The sequence below is a fragment of the Chachezhania sediminis genome, from assembly GCF_009765275.1.
GTDB lineage: Bacteria > Pseudomonadota > Alphaproteobacteria > Rhodobacterales > Rhodobacteraceae > Chachezhania > Chachezhania sediminis.
The window spans coordinates 305645-320101 of the sequence record NZ_VOPH01000005.1 but is presented as its reverse complement, the minus strand read 5'-3'; the positions used below and the strand labels follow the sequence as shown (position 1 = coordinate 320101).

At 68.2% G+C, this 14457-nt stretch carries 11 protein-coding genes; 7 read left to right on the top strand and 4 right to left on the bottom strand.

The features are described from left to right. The first annotated feature begins 63 nt into the window (after window positions 1-63). The gene (locus FQK05_RS17195) at window positions 64-1653 is read left to right on the top strand and encodes an efflux RND transporter periplasmic adaptor subunit (RefSeq protein ID WP_158969086.1); all 1590 of its coding nucleotides are present in this window, start codon (window positions 64-66) and stop codon (window positions 1651-1653) included. 65 nt (window positions 1654-1718) lie between these two features. After that, window positions 1719-5102, top strand: coding sequence for an efflux RND transporter permease subunit (locus tag FQK05_RS17190; RefSeq protein ID WP_158969084.1), 3384 nt, complete (start codon window positions 1719-1721; stop codon window positions 5100-5102). On the opposite strand, the gene FQK05_RS17185 is transcribed toward FQK05_RS17190, so the two are convergent. Together FQK05_RS17185 and FQK05_RS17180 are read right to left on the bottom strand one after the other, a co-directional pair. Further along, on the bottom strand, window positions 5072-5539 hold the full coding sequence (locus FQK05_RS17185) for an NUDIX hydrolase (protein WP_158969081.1): 468 nt from the start codon (window positions 5537-5539) through the stop codon (window positions 5072-5074). The two genes, FQK05_RS17190 and FQK05_RS17185, sit on opposite strands and share 31 nt — an antisense overlap. A 68-nt stretch (window positions 5540-5607) precedes the next feature. Continuing rightward, window positions 5608-6444: a protein-disulfide reductase DsbD domain-containing protein gene (locus tag FQK05_RS17180; protein WP_158969079.1), complete on the bottom strand. Its 837-nt coding sequence runs from the start codon at window positions 6442-6444 to the stop codon at window positions 5608-5610. 491 nt (window positions 6445-6935) lie between these two features. On the opposite strand from FQK05_RS17180, the gene FQK05_RS17175 reads away from it, so the two are divergent. Further along, the gene (locus FQK05_RS17175) at window positions 6936-7490 is read left to right on the top strand and encodes a YqgE/AlgH family protein (protein WP_158969267.1); all 555 of its coding nucleotides are present in this window, start codon (window positions 6936-6938) and stop codon (window positions 7488-7490) included. A gap of 538 nt (window positions 7491-8028) precedes the next feature. Here FQK05_RS17175 and FQK05_RS17170 read toward each other — a convergent pair. Both FQK05_RS17170 and FQK05_RS17165 read right to left on the bottom strand, forming a co-directional pair. Beyond that, entirely contained in the window at window positions 8029-9324 is a 1296-nt protein-coding gene (locus FQK05_RS17170; RefSeq protein ID WP_158969077.1) for a hypothetical protein, read from the bottom strand. 273 nt (window positions 9325-9597) lie between these two features. Further along, complete coding sequence (locus tag FQK05_RS17165) at window positions 9598-10572, bottom strand: L-threonylcarbamoyladenylate synthase (RefSeq protein ID WP_158969075.1); 975 nt, start codon at window positions 10570-10572, stop codon at window positions 9598-9600. A 169-nt stretch (window positions 10573-10741) separates the two neighbouring features. Here FQK05_RS17165 and FQK05_RS17160 point away from each other — a divergent pair, with 169 nt between their 5' ends. The 4 genes from FQK05_RS17160 (at window position 10742) to FQK05_RS17145 (ending at window position 14446) form a co-directional block, all read left to right on the top strand. Beyond that, a complete protein-coding gene (locus FQK05_RS17160) occupies window positions 10742-12463 on the top strand; it encodes an acyl-CoA dehydrogenase (protein ID WP_158969073.1) in 1722 nt (573 codons plus the stop codon). A 4-nt stretch (window positions 12464-12467) separates the two neighbouring features. Continuing rightward, complete coding sequence (locus tag FQK05_RS17155; protein ID WP_158969071.1) at window positions 12468-13514, top strand: MBL fold metallo-hydrolase; 1047 nt, start codon at window positions 12468-12470, stop codon at window positions 13512-13514. A 63-nt stretch (window positions 13515-13577) separates the two neighbouring features. Then, the gene (locus tag FQK05_RS17150) at window positions 13578-14060 is read left to right on the top strand and encodes a DUF6173 family protein (protein WP_158969069.1); all 483 of its coding nucleotides are present in this window, start codon (window positions 13578-13580) and stop codon (window positions 14058-14060) included. Window positions 14061-14311: 251 nt separating this feature from the next. Then, window positions 14312-14446: an aa3-type cytochrome c oxidase subunit IV gene (locus FQK05_RS17145; protein WP_158969067.1), complete on the top strand. Its 135-nt coding sequence runs from the start codon at window positions 14312-14314 to the stop codon at window positions 14444-14446. Window positions 14447-14457 lie beyond the last annotated feature (11 nt).

Sequence of the window (14457 nt, the reverse complement as noted above, 5' to 3'; positions counted from 1 at the left end):
GTTTCCTTTAATGTGGACGGGTCTAAAGTTCACACTCGCCGACGGCACGGAGGGTAAGGCGCAATGCGATTTCTGCGGAGGGGTCTTGGCGGGCTCTTTCTTCTGGCGGTGACCCTGGCCCTTCTGGCCTTCGCCGTCGATCGCGTGCGCGATGCCGTCGAGACGCAGATGAACGCCGAATACAAGGCGCCGCCGGCGAGGGAACGGGTCTTTGCCGTCGACCTGATGACGGCCGAACTTGAAACGGTCTCTCCGCAGATGCCGGCCTTTGGCCAGATCCAGAGCCGCCGCACGCTGGAACTGCGCGCGCCCACCAGCGGCCGGGTCCTGTGGCTGTCGCGGCAGTTCGTCGAAGGCGGCGAGGTTTCCGAAGGCGAGGTTCTGGTCCAGCTGGACCCGACCGATGCGCAATCGGTGCTGGACCGGACCCGCACCGAACGCATGGATGCCGAGGCCGAGGTCCGCGATGCCGACCGGGCCCTTGTGATCGCGCGCGATGCGGTCAAGGCCTCGCAGGATCAGGCGGACCTGCGGGTGCGCGCCTTCCAGCGCCAGCAGGATCTGCGTGCGCGCAATGTGGGCACCGCGGCCCAGGCGGAAGAGGCGGAACTGACCGCCGCCGCCGCGCGGCAGGCGGTTCTGTCCAGCCGCCAGGCCGAAGCCACGGCCGAGGCCCGCGTCGATCAGGCAGCCACCCGATTGCAGCGCGCCCGCATCGCCGAGGCCGAGGCGCAGCGCGTGCTGGACGATACCACGATCCGTGCCGAATTCGACGGCACCCTAAGCGAGGTGCAACTGGTCGAAGGCCGCCTGCAATCCGCGAACGAAAAGCTGGCCGATCTGGTCGATCCGCAGGCGTTGGAAGTGGCCTTCCGGATTTCGACCGGGCAGTACATCCGGCTGCTGAACGACGAGGGGCGCCTGCTGTCGGTTCCAGTGACCGTGTCGCTGGACACGGCCGGTGACGACCTGCGTGCGTCCGGCCACGTCATCCGCGACAGTGCCGCGGCCGGCGACGGCCAGACGGGGCGGTTGCTGTTCGCGCATCTGAACGACCCGCGCGGCTTCAAGCCCGGCGATTTCGTGTCCGTGATGGTCGAGGAACCGCCGGTCGACAATGTCGTCCGCCTGCCGGCCACGGCGCTGGGCATCGACGGTTCCGTTCTGGTCGCGGATGACCAGATGCGGCTGGAGGCGGTGCCGGTGACGCTGGTCCGCCGGCAGGGCGACGATATCCTGGTCACCGGCGCGGGCCTGGATGGCCGGCAGGTGGTCAAGGGGCGCACGCCGCTTCTGGGGGCCGGGATCAAGGTCCGTCCGCTGCGGCCGACGGCGGATGCCGCGCCCGAATCGGCGGCTGCGGCCGCCAAGGCGACCAACGCGGCCGCGTTGGCGCCCACCGAAACGGGCAGCGAAGCGGGTCGGGCCGGTGTGCCGCAGACGGTGGCGGCCACCGCTGCCGCGGCGGTTGCGACCGGGGCATCCGGCGGCACCATCGCCCTGACCGACGACCGGCGTGCGCGCCTGATCGACTTTGTCGAACAAAGCAACGGCATGCCGGCCGAGATGAAGGCCGTGGTCCTGGCCCAGCTCAGCCGCGACCAGGTCCCGTCGCAGCTGGTCGAACGCATCGAAGCGCGGATGGGGGGCTGAGCGCATGATCCGGCCCGCGACGCCTTTCGCCGGTCAGGGGCCGGACCTCCCGAAGGACGGTGCCGATGCGTGAGATGCCGAAGGGGGCGGGTGGCGTCCTCAGCTATTTCGTCCGTCACCGGACGGCCGCGAACCTTGTCCTTGTGCTGATGATGGCGCTGGGCGTCGCCGCCATGCCGCGGATGCGGGCGCAGTTCCTGCCAGACAACGTGGTCGACACGATCAATGTGACCGTCATCTGGGAAAATGCCGGCCCCGAGGATGTCGACAATGCCATCGTCCAGCTGCTGGAACCGTCCCTTCTGGCGGTCGAAGGCGTGGAGACGTCGGAATCAACCTCGCGCGAGGGGCGGGCCCGTATCGAGCTGGAATTCGAACCCGGCTGGGACATGAGCCGCGCGGCCGACGACGTGCGGACCGCCCTGGATGAGGTCACCGACCTGCCGGAAGAGGCAGAGGAGCCGACGGTCCGCCGCGGCGGGTGGAGAGACCGTGTGACCGACGTGGTGATCACCGGCCCGGTTTCGCCCCAGCAGCTGGGGCTTTACGCCGACGAACTGACACTGCGCCTGTTCGCGGCGGGGGTGACCCGGACCACGATCCGCGGCGTCGCCGCCCCCCAGACCCTGGTCGAGGTGCCGTCGGTCAACCTGATTGCGCAGGATATCGGCATGGCCGACATCGCTGCCGCCGTGGGAGCAGAGGTCAACGCCGACCCGGCCGGCGAGGTTTCGGGCGCCAATGCACGTGTACGTACGGGGCGGGAGAAGCGCACGCCCGACGACATCCTGAACATCGTGCTGCGGTCGAACCCGGACGGGTCCACCCTGACGGTGGGCGATGTCGCCACCGTCCGCGTGGAAGGCACCGACCGGTCGCGCGCCTATTTCGTGGGGCCGAACCCGGCCGTTTCGATCCGGGTTGACCGCTCGGACCTGGGCGACGCCATCGACATCCAGCACACGGTCGAGGGCGTGACGGCGGAAATGCAGTCGACCCTGCCAGAGGGCGTGACGGTGCAACTGATCCGAACCCGGGCCGAGGCGATCACCGCCCGCCTGAACATCCTGGTCGATAACGGCCTGATGGGGCTGGGCTTGGTCGTGCTGCTGCTGTTCCTGTTCCTGAACGCGCGCACCGCGATCTGGGTGGCGGCCGGTATCCCCGCGTCGATGTTCGCGGCCGTGGCGCTGATGTACGCGTTCGGCATCACGCTCAACATGATCTCGCTCTTCGGGCTGATCATCACCACGGGCATCGTGGTCGACGACGCCATCGTGGTGGGCGAGCACACCGATTTTCGCGCGCGGACGCTGGGCGAACATCCCGTATTGGCGGCCGAACGGGCCGCGCTTCACATGGCGATGCCGGTCTTCGCATCGACCCTGACCACGGTGATCGCCTTCTTCGGCCTGACCGCCATCGGCGGGCGCTTCGGCAACATGATCATGGACGTACCCTTCACGGTGATCGTGGTGCTTCTGGCCTCGCTGGTGGAATGCTTCCTGATCCTGCCCAACCACATGGCCCATGCCGTGGCGGACCGCGGCAAGAGGCATTGGTACGACTGGCCCAACCGGCAGGTGAACAAGGGCTTCGTCCGGGCGCGCGAATTCCTCTTCCGGCCCATGATCGCCTGGGTGATCTGGGCGCGCTACGCCGTCGTGGCCGCGGCCATCGCCCTTCTGGCCTCGCAGGTCGCGCTGTTCATCGAAGGCGGCGTGAAGTGGCGGTTCTTCAACTCTCCGGAACAGGGGTCGGTCACCGCCAACTTCTCGATGCTGGAAGGCGCCACGCGGGAAGACACGCTGGAGATGATGCGCGAACTGCAGCGCGCGACGGAGGCGCTGGCACAGGACTACGAGGGCCGTCATGGCACCACCCCGCTGGACTTTGTCATTGCCGAGATTGGCGGCAATTCGGGACGTGCCCTGACCAGTGCCGAAGGCAAGGACGCCGACTTGCTGGGCGCGATTTCGATCGAGCTGATCGACCCCGACCTGCGCCCCTATTCCAGCTATGCCTTCGTGGAAGAGCTGCAGAATACCGTCGTCCAGCACCCGCTGCTGGAGGAGCTCAGCTTCCGCAGCTGGCGGTCGGGGCCAGGGGGCGATGCGCTGGACGTGCAGCTGTTCGGTGCCGATGTCGACACGCTGAAGGCCGCGGCCGAGGACCTGAAGAAGGCTGTCCTGCGCTATCCGGAAGTGTCGGCGGTCGAGGATACGCTGGCCTATGACAAGGAAGAGCTGCAGCTGGAACTGACGGCGCAGGGCACCGCGCTGGGCTTCACCGCCGACGGACTGGGCCGCATCCTGCGGGCACGGCTGGCGGGGATCGAGGCGGCGACCTATCCCGAAGGCCCCCGCAGCGCCACGATCCGCGTGGAACTGCCGGACAGCGAACAGACCGCCGATTTCCTGTCACGGACCTATCTGCGCACGAACGACGGGATCTATGTGCCGCTGGCCGACATCGTGAACGTCACCCGCAAGACCGGCTTTTCCACCGTCCGGCGCGAGGATGGGATCCGTCTGGTTTCCGTCAGCGGCGACATCTCCGAGGACGATCCGGCCCGGGCCGAGGAGATCAACCGCGCGCTGGAGCAGGAGATCCTGCCGAAAATCGCCGAGGAACGTCAGATCGACTGGCGCATGTCGGGCCTCTCGGAGCAGGAGAACCGTTTCCTGGCAGAGGCGCGGACCGGCACGACCCTGGTGCTGCTGGGGATCTATCTGGTGCTGGCCTGGGTCTTTGCCAGCTGGACACGGCCGCTGGTGGTGATGGCGGTCATACCGTTCGGCCTGGTGGGCGCGATCTGGGGTCACTACATCTGGGACACGCCCCTGTCGATGTTCACCGTCGTGGGGCTGCTGGGGATGGTCGGGATCATCATCAACGATTCCATCGTGCTGGTCGGCACCATCGACGAGTACGCCAAGGAGAGGGGCCTGTGGCCCGCCATCGTGGATGCCACCGCCGACCGCCTGCGGCCGGTGATGCTGACCACGCTGACGACGGTGCTGGGTCTGGCGCCGCTGCTTTACGAACGTTCGCAACAGGCGCAGTTCCTGAAGCCCACGGTGATCACGCTGGTCTATGGCCTGGGCTTCGGCATGGTGCTGGTGCTTCTGGTGGTGCCGGCGCTGGTCGCGATCCAGCAGGATGTGGCCCGCCCCTGGGCCGCCTACCGCCGCGGGCTTCGGACCAAGGCGCGCCAGGTGCGCCGGCCGCTGACCGCCGCGCTGGCGCTGACCGTTGCGTGGTTCGCGGTGACGGTCGGCTGGACACTGGTCTTCCGGTCGCTGCCCGCCCCCATCGCCGCGGTGACCGGCCCCGGCGGGCTGGGCCTGGCGGTGCTGCTGTTCCTGGCCGGCACCGCACTGGTCTGCCTGGTCAGCTATGCCGTGGCCGCGCTGCGCTATGGGGCGGAATTGTCCAGGCGCGTATAGGCGCCGGTCAGGGCCAGCTCCATCAGCTCGACCACGTGCTCGCTCATCGCGACGCTGCGGGTCCGGATCGCGGCCACGTCGAACCAGCGGGCATCCAGCGCATCGTCGGCCGCGACGGGCGAGCCTGTGCGATATACGCACAACACGCCGACCAGAAGATAGTGCACCAGGATCTCTCCGCGCGCGCCGTGGCGCAGCAGGTCGATATTGGTCAGATAACCTTGCGGGGTTGCCGTGACGCCGGTTTCCTCCGCCAGTTCGCGGGCGGCTGCGGTCAGGACCGTTTCCCCGGCCTCGACATGGCCGCCGGGAAACCCCCAGAGACCGGCATCGGGGTCCTTCCTGCGGCGGACCAGCAGGACCCGGTCGTCGTGCACGACGACCGCCAGTGCGCCAAGGCGCGGCCAGGGGCGGTGGGGAGAGGGGAGCTCGGTCATGGACAGCGGTCTAGGCCCGCCAGGCCCGACTGTCATCTGTCCAAGGTGGCGCAGGCCCCGGGGAACCCCTAGCCGGCGCTGCAGCCCCGGATGTCGACGGCGTGGCGCTGGCCCAGTACGGTGATCCGGACCTGGCTGCGGTCGATCATCGGCAACGCGCCGTTTTCCGACACGACCTCGCTAGACGCGATCAGCCGGTCGCCCTGCCGTTCGGTCCGGGTGCCTGCGGCCCAATAGGGACCGTCGCCCGGTTCGATCACCGCAACCTCCCGACCGCCGGCCGAAGGCATGCGGATCTCGGCCGTCAGTTGCAGACCGTTGCGCGTCGGCCGGACCGTGCACGTGGCCGAAGCCACCCGGGCCTCGCGCGCGGAATAGGGGCGGTCGGCCTGGGCTGCGGCAATGGCCGGGTTCCGGGCCGAAGTGCCGTCGATCTGCCGGTCGAAATCCAGCGTGCCGGGGATGCAGACATCGCTGCAGATCCCGAATTCCATCCGGCCGCGCAGAACCACCGGCTGGCCGGGGTGGCGGGGAACGATCTCGATCGGCAGGACCATCTGATGTTCGTAGGCGATGGTGGTCAGCCCGTCCTGTTCGATCACCTTGGGTGTGGGCCAGGTGATTTCCACGCCGGCCAGGTTGCGCGACCCGGACCAGTCGAAGCGGGGCGGGATGCCCGCCTCTCCCGGTGCGCGCCAATAGGTCTTCCATCCGTCCTTCAGCACCAGCCGGATTGCGCCGACATAGGCACCGTCGCGGGTCTGACCGCCGTCCAGAACCTCGATCCGGACCAGGTCGTCCAGGCTGTCGGCCCGGGCCGCCTGCGGCAACAGCGCGGCCGAGGCGAGGCCCGCGGCAAGGACCAGCGGACGCAGGGTGCGGAAAGGGGACGGGATGCGAGTCATGTCCCCAGAATTGGGGGGCAGCGGGTGAAAAGCCAAGGGTCACGTGGTCACGTTCCGTTCAGCCCTTTGCAATAGGATGGGGCCGGGCGGATGAAAGGGCAGGCGTTCCGTGTCCGGACGGTTCACGTTTAGGCATGGACCGGCGCCGCGGCCAGAAGTTACTTGCGTGGCCGGAACCGGCTCGCCATCTTTCCCTCCGTGGTCGGGTGCACGCCATCCCGGTTACGCCCGCATCCGGCGGGCCCCGAAGGGACCACTGGCACCGGGGCCGGTGGCATTCGACGCCGTTTCCCGTTGCGCTTCCGGCGCTGCCCTTAGGAAAAGGGCAGGACATGGGGACGCGCGGCAGGCCCGGAACGTCGGGCCGGACGACAACCGGTCCCTTGCGGGGACGGGCGACCGGACTAGATGTCCAGTGGTTGCATGGCCGAATGAACCGGTCGGAAGGGCCCGCGGGGCCTTGTCCGGCCAGACGGATAGGATCGATGTCTATGGACCTGACCGGCAAACTTCTGATCGCGATGCCCGGCATGGGGGATCCCCGTTTCGGTCATTCCGTTGTCTTCCTGTGTTCGCATGGCCAGGACGGGGCGATGGGGCTGATCGTGAACAAGCCTTCGCAGGACCTGAAGGTCTTCGACCTGCTGGGGCAACTGGATATCGAGGCGCGGCCTTCGGTGCCGAATGCGCCTGTCTATTTCGGCGGTCCGGTGGAAACGGCGCGGGGCTTCGTGCTGCATTCGCCGGGGAACGGCAATCGGGCCGGTTCGATGAAGGTCAATGACGGTTTCGCGATGACGGCCACGGTCGATATCCTGGAAGATATCGCCGCGGGCGTGGGCCCGGGCGAGGCGATCCTGGCCCTGGGCTATGCCGGCTGGGGTCCCGGCCAGCTGGAGGGCGAGATCGCCCAGAACGGCTGGCTGACCGGCGATGCAGAGCCGGACCTTGTCTTCTCGCAACCGGACCAAACGAAATGGTCTGCCGCGCTGAACGCACTTGGGATCGACCCTCTGAGCCTTTCGGCAGAGGCGGGTCGGGCCTGATCGCAGACTTTTCGCCTTGAGCTTCTGACGAGTTCCTGACCGGTGCGCCGCGCATCGCGCCTTTCACGGCCCACTCGCCAAGCCCCACGCGGACCGGAATCCCCGCGCCTGGTGCTTCGGGCGCGACGGGGGGCACGGGGGCGGCTTGTCCCTTACATCTGCATGCGCCGCTCTTCGTCGTTCCGCGCTGCCCGGCCGGCATGAAGAAACCCGGGCCCACAGGGTTTCGGCCTGCCTCGCCCGTCGGTGTCCGCCGTCCGGTGCGGCGGGCGGGCGACGCAACCGTGCAGGACCGCGCGAGAGGCGTCCAGGGCTGCCAATTCCATCTTCGATGGCATCTGCCGGGCCTTGTCGCCCGCCACCGGGAAGGGTGGGCGACGCTTCGTGGCCGGGGAACGCGCCAGGGGGGACGGGGGCTTATGGCGACCGCGCAGGCTGCGGCGTGTTCGCGTGTCCGGGGGCATGGGGCCATTTTGGGGGCGCGTGTTCGCAATGGCCCGCAAAATGTGGTCCGGGCCGGACGTCAGGTCCGCGGGATCTACGGACAGGTCAGCCCTGCCAGCAGCGCACCCGTGCCGCGCAGTTCGTAGCTGCGGTAGATGCCGTCGCCCGGTTCCATGTCGAGCGCGCGGATGCGGAGCACGTCGCCCGATGCGATCTCGTGCACCAGGGCCTGTTGCAGCGGCCGGTCGGTCAGACTTTCGGCGGTCTGTGCGTCCGGCAGGGTCAGCCCGATCTGGTAAGGCGCATTGTCATCCACCTGAAGCTCGTAGCCATAGGTCATGGGCTGACCCGTGACGGCGGTGGGACGGGCATAGCGGGGCAGGGGCGCGATTCCGAAGCGGTGGTCGCAGGTCAGGACCAGATCCTCGATCGCCGTGTCGGGATCGCCGAATGTCATGGCAGGAACCGTCCGGTCCTGCGCGTCGGTCCGGGTCGAGGACTGCCAGGCGCCATTGACAAGGATCCCCGGACCGCCCGTGGCCTGTGCCGGATCCGGGCCATAGCAGCGTTCGTTCTGCAGCGCCCTGGCGGAGCCGTTCAGGGCGAATTCCGTGACCAGGGGGGCCGTGTCCTCCGCGGTTTCGGCGGTCAGCGTGACGCTGTTCCCCTTCCGAAGGGCGGCGATCAGGTCGGGCGGGAACTCGGCATGAAGAAGGTCGACCTCGATCCGGCTGGGTACGGCGGTTTGTGTCACAAGCGGGCCGTCCGCGCCTTGCACGTCGAGCGTGATCCGGGCCCAGTCGTCCCGCTGGGCCACGGGGCCGAAGACGATCTGTGCCTGGCCGCGACCGAAGCAGCCGGCCGTCAGTAGGTGGCCCGCCTCGTCCACGACAAGCCCGCCGCGGGCGACGGTCAGGTCCGGAAGGCCGGGACGGTCGGGGCGCAGGATTTCCGTCCGGTGGGCCCATTGACCGACGGGGGGCGGTCCGCCCGGGATCGACAGCCGGTAGCCTGTGGGCTCGCGCGGCGGGGGCGCTTCTGTCGGGGCGTTTCGGGCCGGTTGGTTTGGATCAGCCGGGTCCTCGACTGGGGGCGTCTCCGCCTCGGCCGCTCCGGCCGCGATCTGCACGGTGACGGCTGCGGACGTGCAGTCCACGAAGACCCTGCCGAACCGCTGGACGTCCTCGGGCGAGGTGCCTGCATAATCGTGGGCGATCAGCTTCCCAAGGGTTTCGTCGCTGAAGCCTTCGCCTGCGGAACGCTCGATCAGGCAGGGGCAGATTTCGGGGAAATCCGGGTTCGCGGCCTGACAGCTGGCCAGCGGGTCGGCCCGGGCTGCGGTGCCGGCGGCGAGGATGGCGAGGAGCGTGGCGGCGCCGAGGCGGATCATGGGTGCTCTCTTCCGGGCTGGGCAATGGTCAGGGCGGCAATCCTGCGCGCCCGCGGACGGCCCGCGGGCCCGGACAGTCCGGCTCTCCGCGCGACCCGGCCGACCGTTCCCGGCCACGTGGGTTGCCAGGCGGATTCCGGAGTTTGGCAGACGAAGGACGGCAGGGAAGCCTGGGGCACGGAACCTATGACCTGGACGAACGGGCAGATGGTGTCAGGGCGCAGACTAGCAGGCGCAGGGCGGAATGATAACCGGGGGCCTGGGGCTTTGACTCTAGGGTCGCGGCGCCGCGGCCCGGCGCAGGCGATCATTGATGGCAAGGCCCAGGCCACTGTCGGGAATGGGCGCCACAGCGATGGGGCGGCCGGTCGCATCCAGCCGGTGCAGGCAGTCGAAGAGCCGGGCCGCGGCCTGCGCCAGGTCCCCGTCGGGCGACAGGGACAGGTCGCAGGGGCCGGGGCCGAAGCCCAGGAAGACCTCGTCCCCTTGGGACGCTTCGGCATTCAGGCGGACCGCACCGGCCGGGGCATAGTGGCTGGACAACTGCCCGGGGGCGGTGATGTCGTCGCTGGCAGGCTGGGCAAGGGCGTGGCCCAGCACGGCTTCAATTGGTTCCGTGGCCAGCCCGCCGGGGCGCAGCAGGCGCGGCACGCCGTCGGCCAGCCCGACGATGGTGCTTTCGACGCCGACGCTGCAGGGGCCATCGTCCAGCACGGCCGCGATCCGGCCAGACAGGCCTGCCAGCACGTGATCCGCCGTCGTGGGGCTGATCCGGCCGGAAGGATTGGCCGAAGGCGCGGCCAGGGGCCCGTCGAATGCCCGCAGCAGGGCCTGTGCCGCCGGGTGCGCCGGGACGCGGACGGCCAGCGTATCCAGCCCTGCAGTGGTCAGGGAAGAAATCCCGTGGTCCGGGGCCAAGGGCAGGACCAGCGTCAGGGGGCCGGGCCAGAAGGCCCGGGCCAGCTTTTCGGCCAGGTCGGACCAGACCACATGACGCTGGGCCGACGCGGCATCGGCGACATGGGCGATCAGCGGGTTGAAGCTGGGCCGGCCCTTCGCGGCATAGATCCCGGCCACCGCTTCACCGTTCCGCGCATCGGCGCCCAGACCATAGACCGTTTCCGTCGGGAAGGCGACGCAGGCCCCGTCGCGCAAAAGCTGCGCAGCCCGGGCCAAGCCATGGTCATCTGCCGCAAGGCGCTCGGTCACCGCGGAAATTTGGCTGACATCTGACAGGTTTGGCGCCATTCGGGGCGAACTTCCATTCTGCGGGATCGTGACGCCGCGTTTCGGTTGATCGGTTGGGGCCCGCGGCTAGATACCCGCACCGAGCGCCGTTCATAACAGGCGTGCGGGCAGCCTGCCAAGACCGGGCCGCGCCGCGCGCGCCCCCAACGTCCAGCCAATGGAGAGGCCCATGCCGTACCGCGCCCCTGTCTCGGAACACGAATTCCTTCTGCGCGAGGTGGTCGGCTTCGACCGCGTCGCGGCCACCGACCTGTTCGCGGAGGCCAGCCCCGAGACCGTCAGCGCGATCCTGGCCGAGGCCGGCAAGCTGTCGGACGAAGTGATGGCGCCGGTGAACCGCAATGGCGACCTTCACCCGGCCAAGCTGGAAAACGGGGTCGTGCGGACGTCCCCCGGTTTCGCGGAAGGCTGGAAGGCGATTGCCGAAGGCGGCTGGGTCGGGATCTCCGGCAGCCCGGAATATGGCGGGATGGGTCTGCCGATGGCGGTGACCACCGCCGTCAACGACATGATGTCGGGCGCCTGCCTGTCGCTGCAGCTGTGCCCGCTGCTGACCCATGGCCAGATCGAGGCGCTGGAGCATCACGCCAGCGACGAGTTGAAGGACCTGTACCTGCCCAAGCTGAATTCCGGCGAGTGGACCGGGACCATGAACCTGACCGAACCCCATGCCGGTTCGGATGTGGGCGCGCTGTCGTCGAAGGCTGTGCCGAACGGCGACGGGACCTATGCGGTGTCGGGTCAGAAGATCTTCATCAGCTGGGGCGACCATGACGTGGCGGAAAACATCGTCCACCTGGTGCTGGCGCGCCTGCCGGACGGCGTGCCCGGGACCAAGGGGATCAGCCTGTTCCTGGTGCCGAAATACCTGCCGGACGAAAACGGCAAGCCGGGCGTGGCCAACACGCTGAAGGTGGTCAGCCTGGAGCACAAGCTGGGCCTGCATGGCTCGCCCACCTGCGTCATGGAATTCGACGGGGCCAAGGGCTGGCTGGTGGGCCACGAGCATGGCGGCATGGCCGCGATGTTCACCATGATGAACAACGCCCGCCTGGGCGTGGGCACCCAGGGGGTCGGCGCTGCGGAAGGCGCCTATCAGCACGCGCTGGCCTTCGCGATGGAGCGCAAGCAGGGCAAGACGCCGCTGTCTGGCAAGCCCGAAGGCACCGGGACCATCGTCGACCATGCCGATGTGCGCCGGATGCTGATCACCATGAAGGCCGATATCCTGGCGGCGCGCGCGATCGCGCTGGCCTGTGCGGTGGCCATCGACATGACCAAGGCCACGGGCGATGCGGACTGGTCGGCGCGGGCCGCGCTGCTGACGCCGCTGGCCAAGGCCTTCGGCACCGATACCGGCATGGCCGTGGCCGAAACCGGCGTGCAGATCCACGGCGGCATGGGCTTCATCGAGGAAACGGGCGCCGCGCAATATGCCCGCGATGTCCGCGTCACCGCGATCTATGAAGGCACCAACGGCATCCAGGCCATGGATCTTGTCGCGCGCAAGATGATGGACGGGGGCGAGGCCGCCTTCCGCCTGCTGGACGAGATCCAGGGCCATGCCGAAACCGTTCGTGGCACCCTTCCGGAGCTGGCCGAGGCCGTCTGGCAATCGGCCGAGACGCTGCGCGAGGCCGTTGAATGGCTGGTGGGGCAGGAGATGAACGAACGTTTCGCCGGGGCCGTTCCCTTTGCCCGCGCCTTTGCCCGGGTGCTGGGCGGTCACTATCACCTGAAGGCGGCGGCGGCCGAGCCGGCAGGCCCGCGGGTGAAGCTGGCGGCCTTCTACGTCAATCGCCTGTTGCCGGAACACGAAAGCCTGCTGCAGTCGGCGCGGGCTGGGGCCGAAGGGCTTTACGCCATCAGCACCGACGATCTGGCGGCCTGAGCGCATGGATGGCAGCACGACCGGCGGTGGCCTGAGGTATCCCTGGGAGACGCCCCCGAAAGGCGTCGAGGCGATCGAGGTCGCCCCCGGAGTCCTGTGGATGCGCATGCCCCTGCCGATGCGGCTGGACCATGTGAACGTGTTCGCGCTGGATGACGGCGATGGCTGGACCATCGTCGACACCGGTTTCAAGACCAAGGACGCGCGGGATCTGTGGACCGCGCTGATGGCGGGACCGCTGGGCGGCAAGCCGGTCACAAGGGTGGTGGTCACGCATCACCATCCCGACCATATCGGCAATGCCGGCTGGTTCCAGACCGAGCACGGTGCCGAACTGGTCACGACCCGCACCTCGTGGCTTATGGCCCGGATGCTGAGCCTGGACGTCCATGTCACGCCGCCCGACGAAGTCGTGGCCTTCTGGCGGTCTGCGGGCATGAAGCCGGAAATCCTGGAAGCGCGGATCAAGGACAATGGCTGGCACTTCAAGGACGTCTGTTCCAGGCTGCCGCCGGGCTATACCCGTATTGCACAGGGCGACACGATCCGCATGGGCGGGCGTACCTGGGACATCCATATCGGCAACGGCCATGCGCCGGAACACGCCACGTTCTGGAGCCGCGACGACGACTTGGTGATTGCGGGGGACCAGATCATCTCGTCCATCTCGCCCAATCTCAGCCTGCATGCGAACGAACCCGGGGCCGACCCGGTGGGCGACTGGCTGGAAAGCTGCGAACGGCTGGCGACACTGGCGGAACCGCGGCATCTGGTACTGGGCGGGCACAAGTTGGTCTTCACCGGCCTTCCGACCCGGCTGCGCCAGCTGATCGACAATCACCACGGCGGGCTGAACCGGCTGGTGAAGCACCTGGACACGCCGAAGACGGCGTCGGACTGCTTTCCTCCGCTGTTCAAGCGGACCATCGGGGACAGCGAATATGGGCTGGCCCTGTTTGAAGCCATGGCCCATGTGCACCATCTGTACGTAACGGGGCAGGCCACGCGCGAGATGGGGCCGGACGGCGCCTGGTATTACACGCGGGCCTGAACCATCGGGCCTGACGCGCGCGGCCGGGTTTGCCCCGAACGAGAAATCGGGAAGGACATCGGCATGAGCGACACGCACGACACGGACACCCTGATCGGGCCGCAGATACCGGTGAAGCACGATGTACAGACCGACCCGTCGGCCTGTCCCCCGTGCGAGGGCGTGCCGGAGAGGCTGGCCAAGGCCGCGGCGGGGAAAAGCCCGGCGCGCTGGGCCTATGAACGCATGATCCTCTATATCCGCAGTTTCGAAGCACAGCTGGATGCGGAACACGAGGTGGCGATGGGCCTGGCGGGCGGCGACATGGGTGTCATGCGGATTGCCGGTATGGGCTATTTCGACCCGGATATCGTGACCTTTTACGGCACCGATCCGTCGGGTTCGCGGACACAGCTGGTCCAGCACGTGACCCAGCTGAACGTGATGCTGCGTGCGGTGCCGAAGCCCAAGCCCGAGGCGCCGCCGAACCGGATCGGGTTCCGGCTGTCCGCGGATATCGACGACGGGGTCCCTGACCAGGCCGGGGAAGACGTGCCCGGGACCTGACGTCAGCCTTCCCGTCGGCGCGTGTGGCGGGAGGACTCCACCCGGATTTTGCGGGTCCGCCCTTCCGCCCCCGGCGGATGCGCGCCGCACCCACCGTTCCTGCCACGCGCGCGGGGCGTTTCCCGATGCAAGGCACGGAATACACACGGGCAAATCGCCGCGTCGGATCGGGTCTGTGGCGGGATGACAAGGGCGTGACGATGGGGTAGGGACGTCTTTGACCCGATCCACTCAGATGACCGAGGGCCAAGATGGCGGAATACAAGCACGGCGAAATGGAAATGACGGAGCACTACGAGACCTTCGACGGTTTCATTCGCGCATCCACGCGTGTCGTTGGCGTCGTCGTGGTCCTGATCATCCTGATGGCCATCTTCTGGACCTGAGCCGAACCCGT

Excerpts from the sequence above, each read along its gene's own strand:
- FQK05_RS17160 (WP_158969073.1), top strand. The coding sequence starts at position 10,742 with ATGCCGTACCGCGCCCCTGTCTCGGAACACGAATTCCTTCTGCGCGAG.
- FQK05_RS17170 (WP_158969077.1), bottom strand. The coding sequence starts at position 9,324 with ATGATCCGCCTCGGCGCCGCCACGCTCCTCGCCATCCTCGCCGCCGGC.
- FQK05_RS17165 (WP_158969075.1), bottom strand. The coding sequence starts at position 10,572 with ATGGCGCCAAACCTGTCAGATGTCAGCCAAATTTCCGCGGTGACCGAG.
- FQK05_RS17150 (WP_158969069.1), top strand. The coding sequence starts at position 13,578 with ATGAGCGACACGCACGACACGGACACCCTGATCGGGCCGCAGATACCG.
- FQK05_RS17155 (WP_158969071.1), top strand. The coding sequence starts at position 12,468 with ATGGATGGCAGCACGACCGGCGGTGGCCTGAGGTATCCCTGGGAGACG.
- FQK05_RS17175 (WP_158969267.1), top strand. The coding sequence starts at position 6,936 with ATGGACCTGACCGGCAAACTTCTGATCGCGATGCCCGGCATGGGGGAT.
- FQK05_RS17190 (WP_158969084.1), top strand. The coding sequence starts at position 1,719 with ATGCGTGAGATGCCGAAGGGGGCGGGTGGCGTCCTCAGCTATTTCGTC.
- FQK05_RS17195 (WP_158969086.1), top strand. The coding sequence starts at position 64 with ATGCGATTTCTGCGGAGGGGTCTTGGCGGGCTCTTTCTTCTGGCGGTG.
- FQK05_RS17180 (WP_158969079.1), bottom strand. The coding sequence starts at position 6,444 with ATGACTCGCATCCCGTCCCCTTTCCGCACCCTGCGTCCGCTGGTCCTT.
- FQK05_RS17185 (WP_158969081.1), bottom strand. The coding sequence starts at position 5,539 with ATGACCGAGCTCCCCTCTCCCCACCGCCCCTGGCCGCGCCTTGGCGCA.
- FQK05_RS17145 (WP_158969067.1), top strand. The coding sequence starts at position 14,312 with ATGGCGGAATACAAGCACGGCGAAATGGAAATGACGGAGCACTACGAG.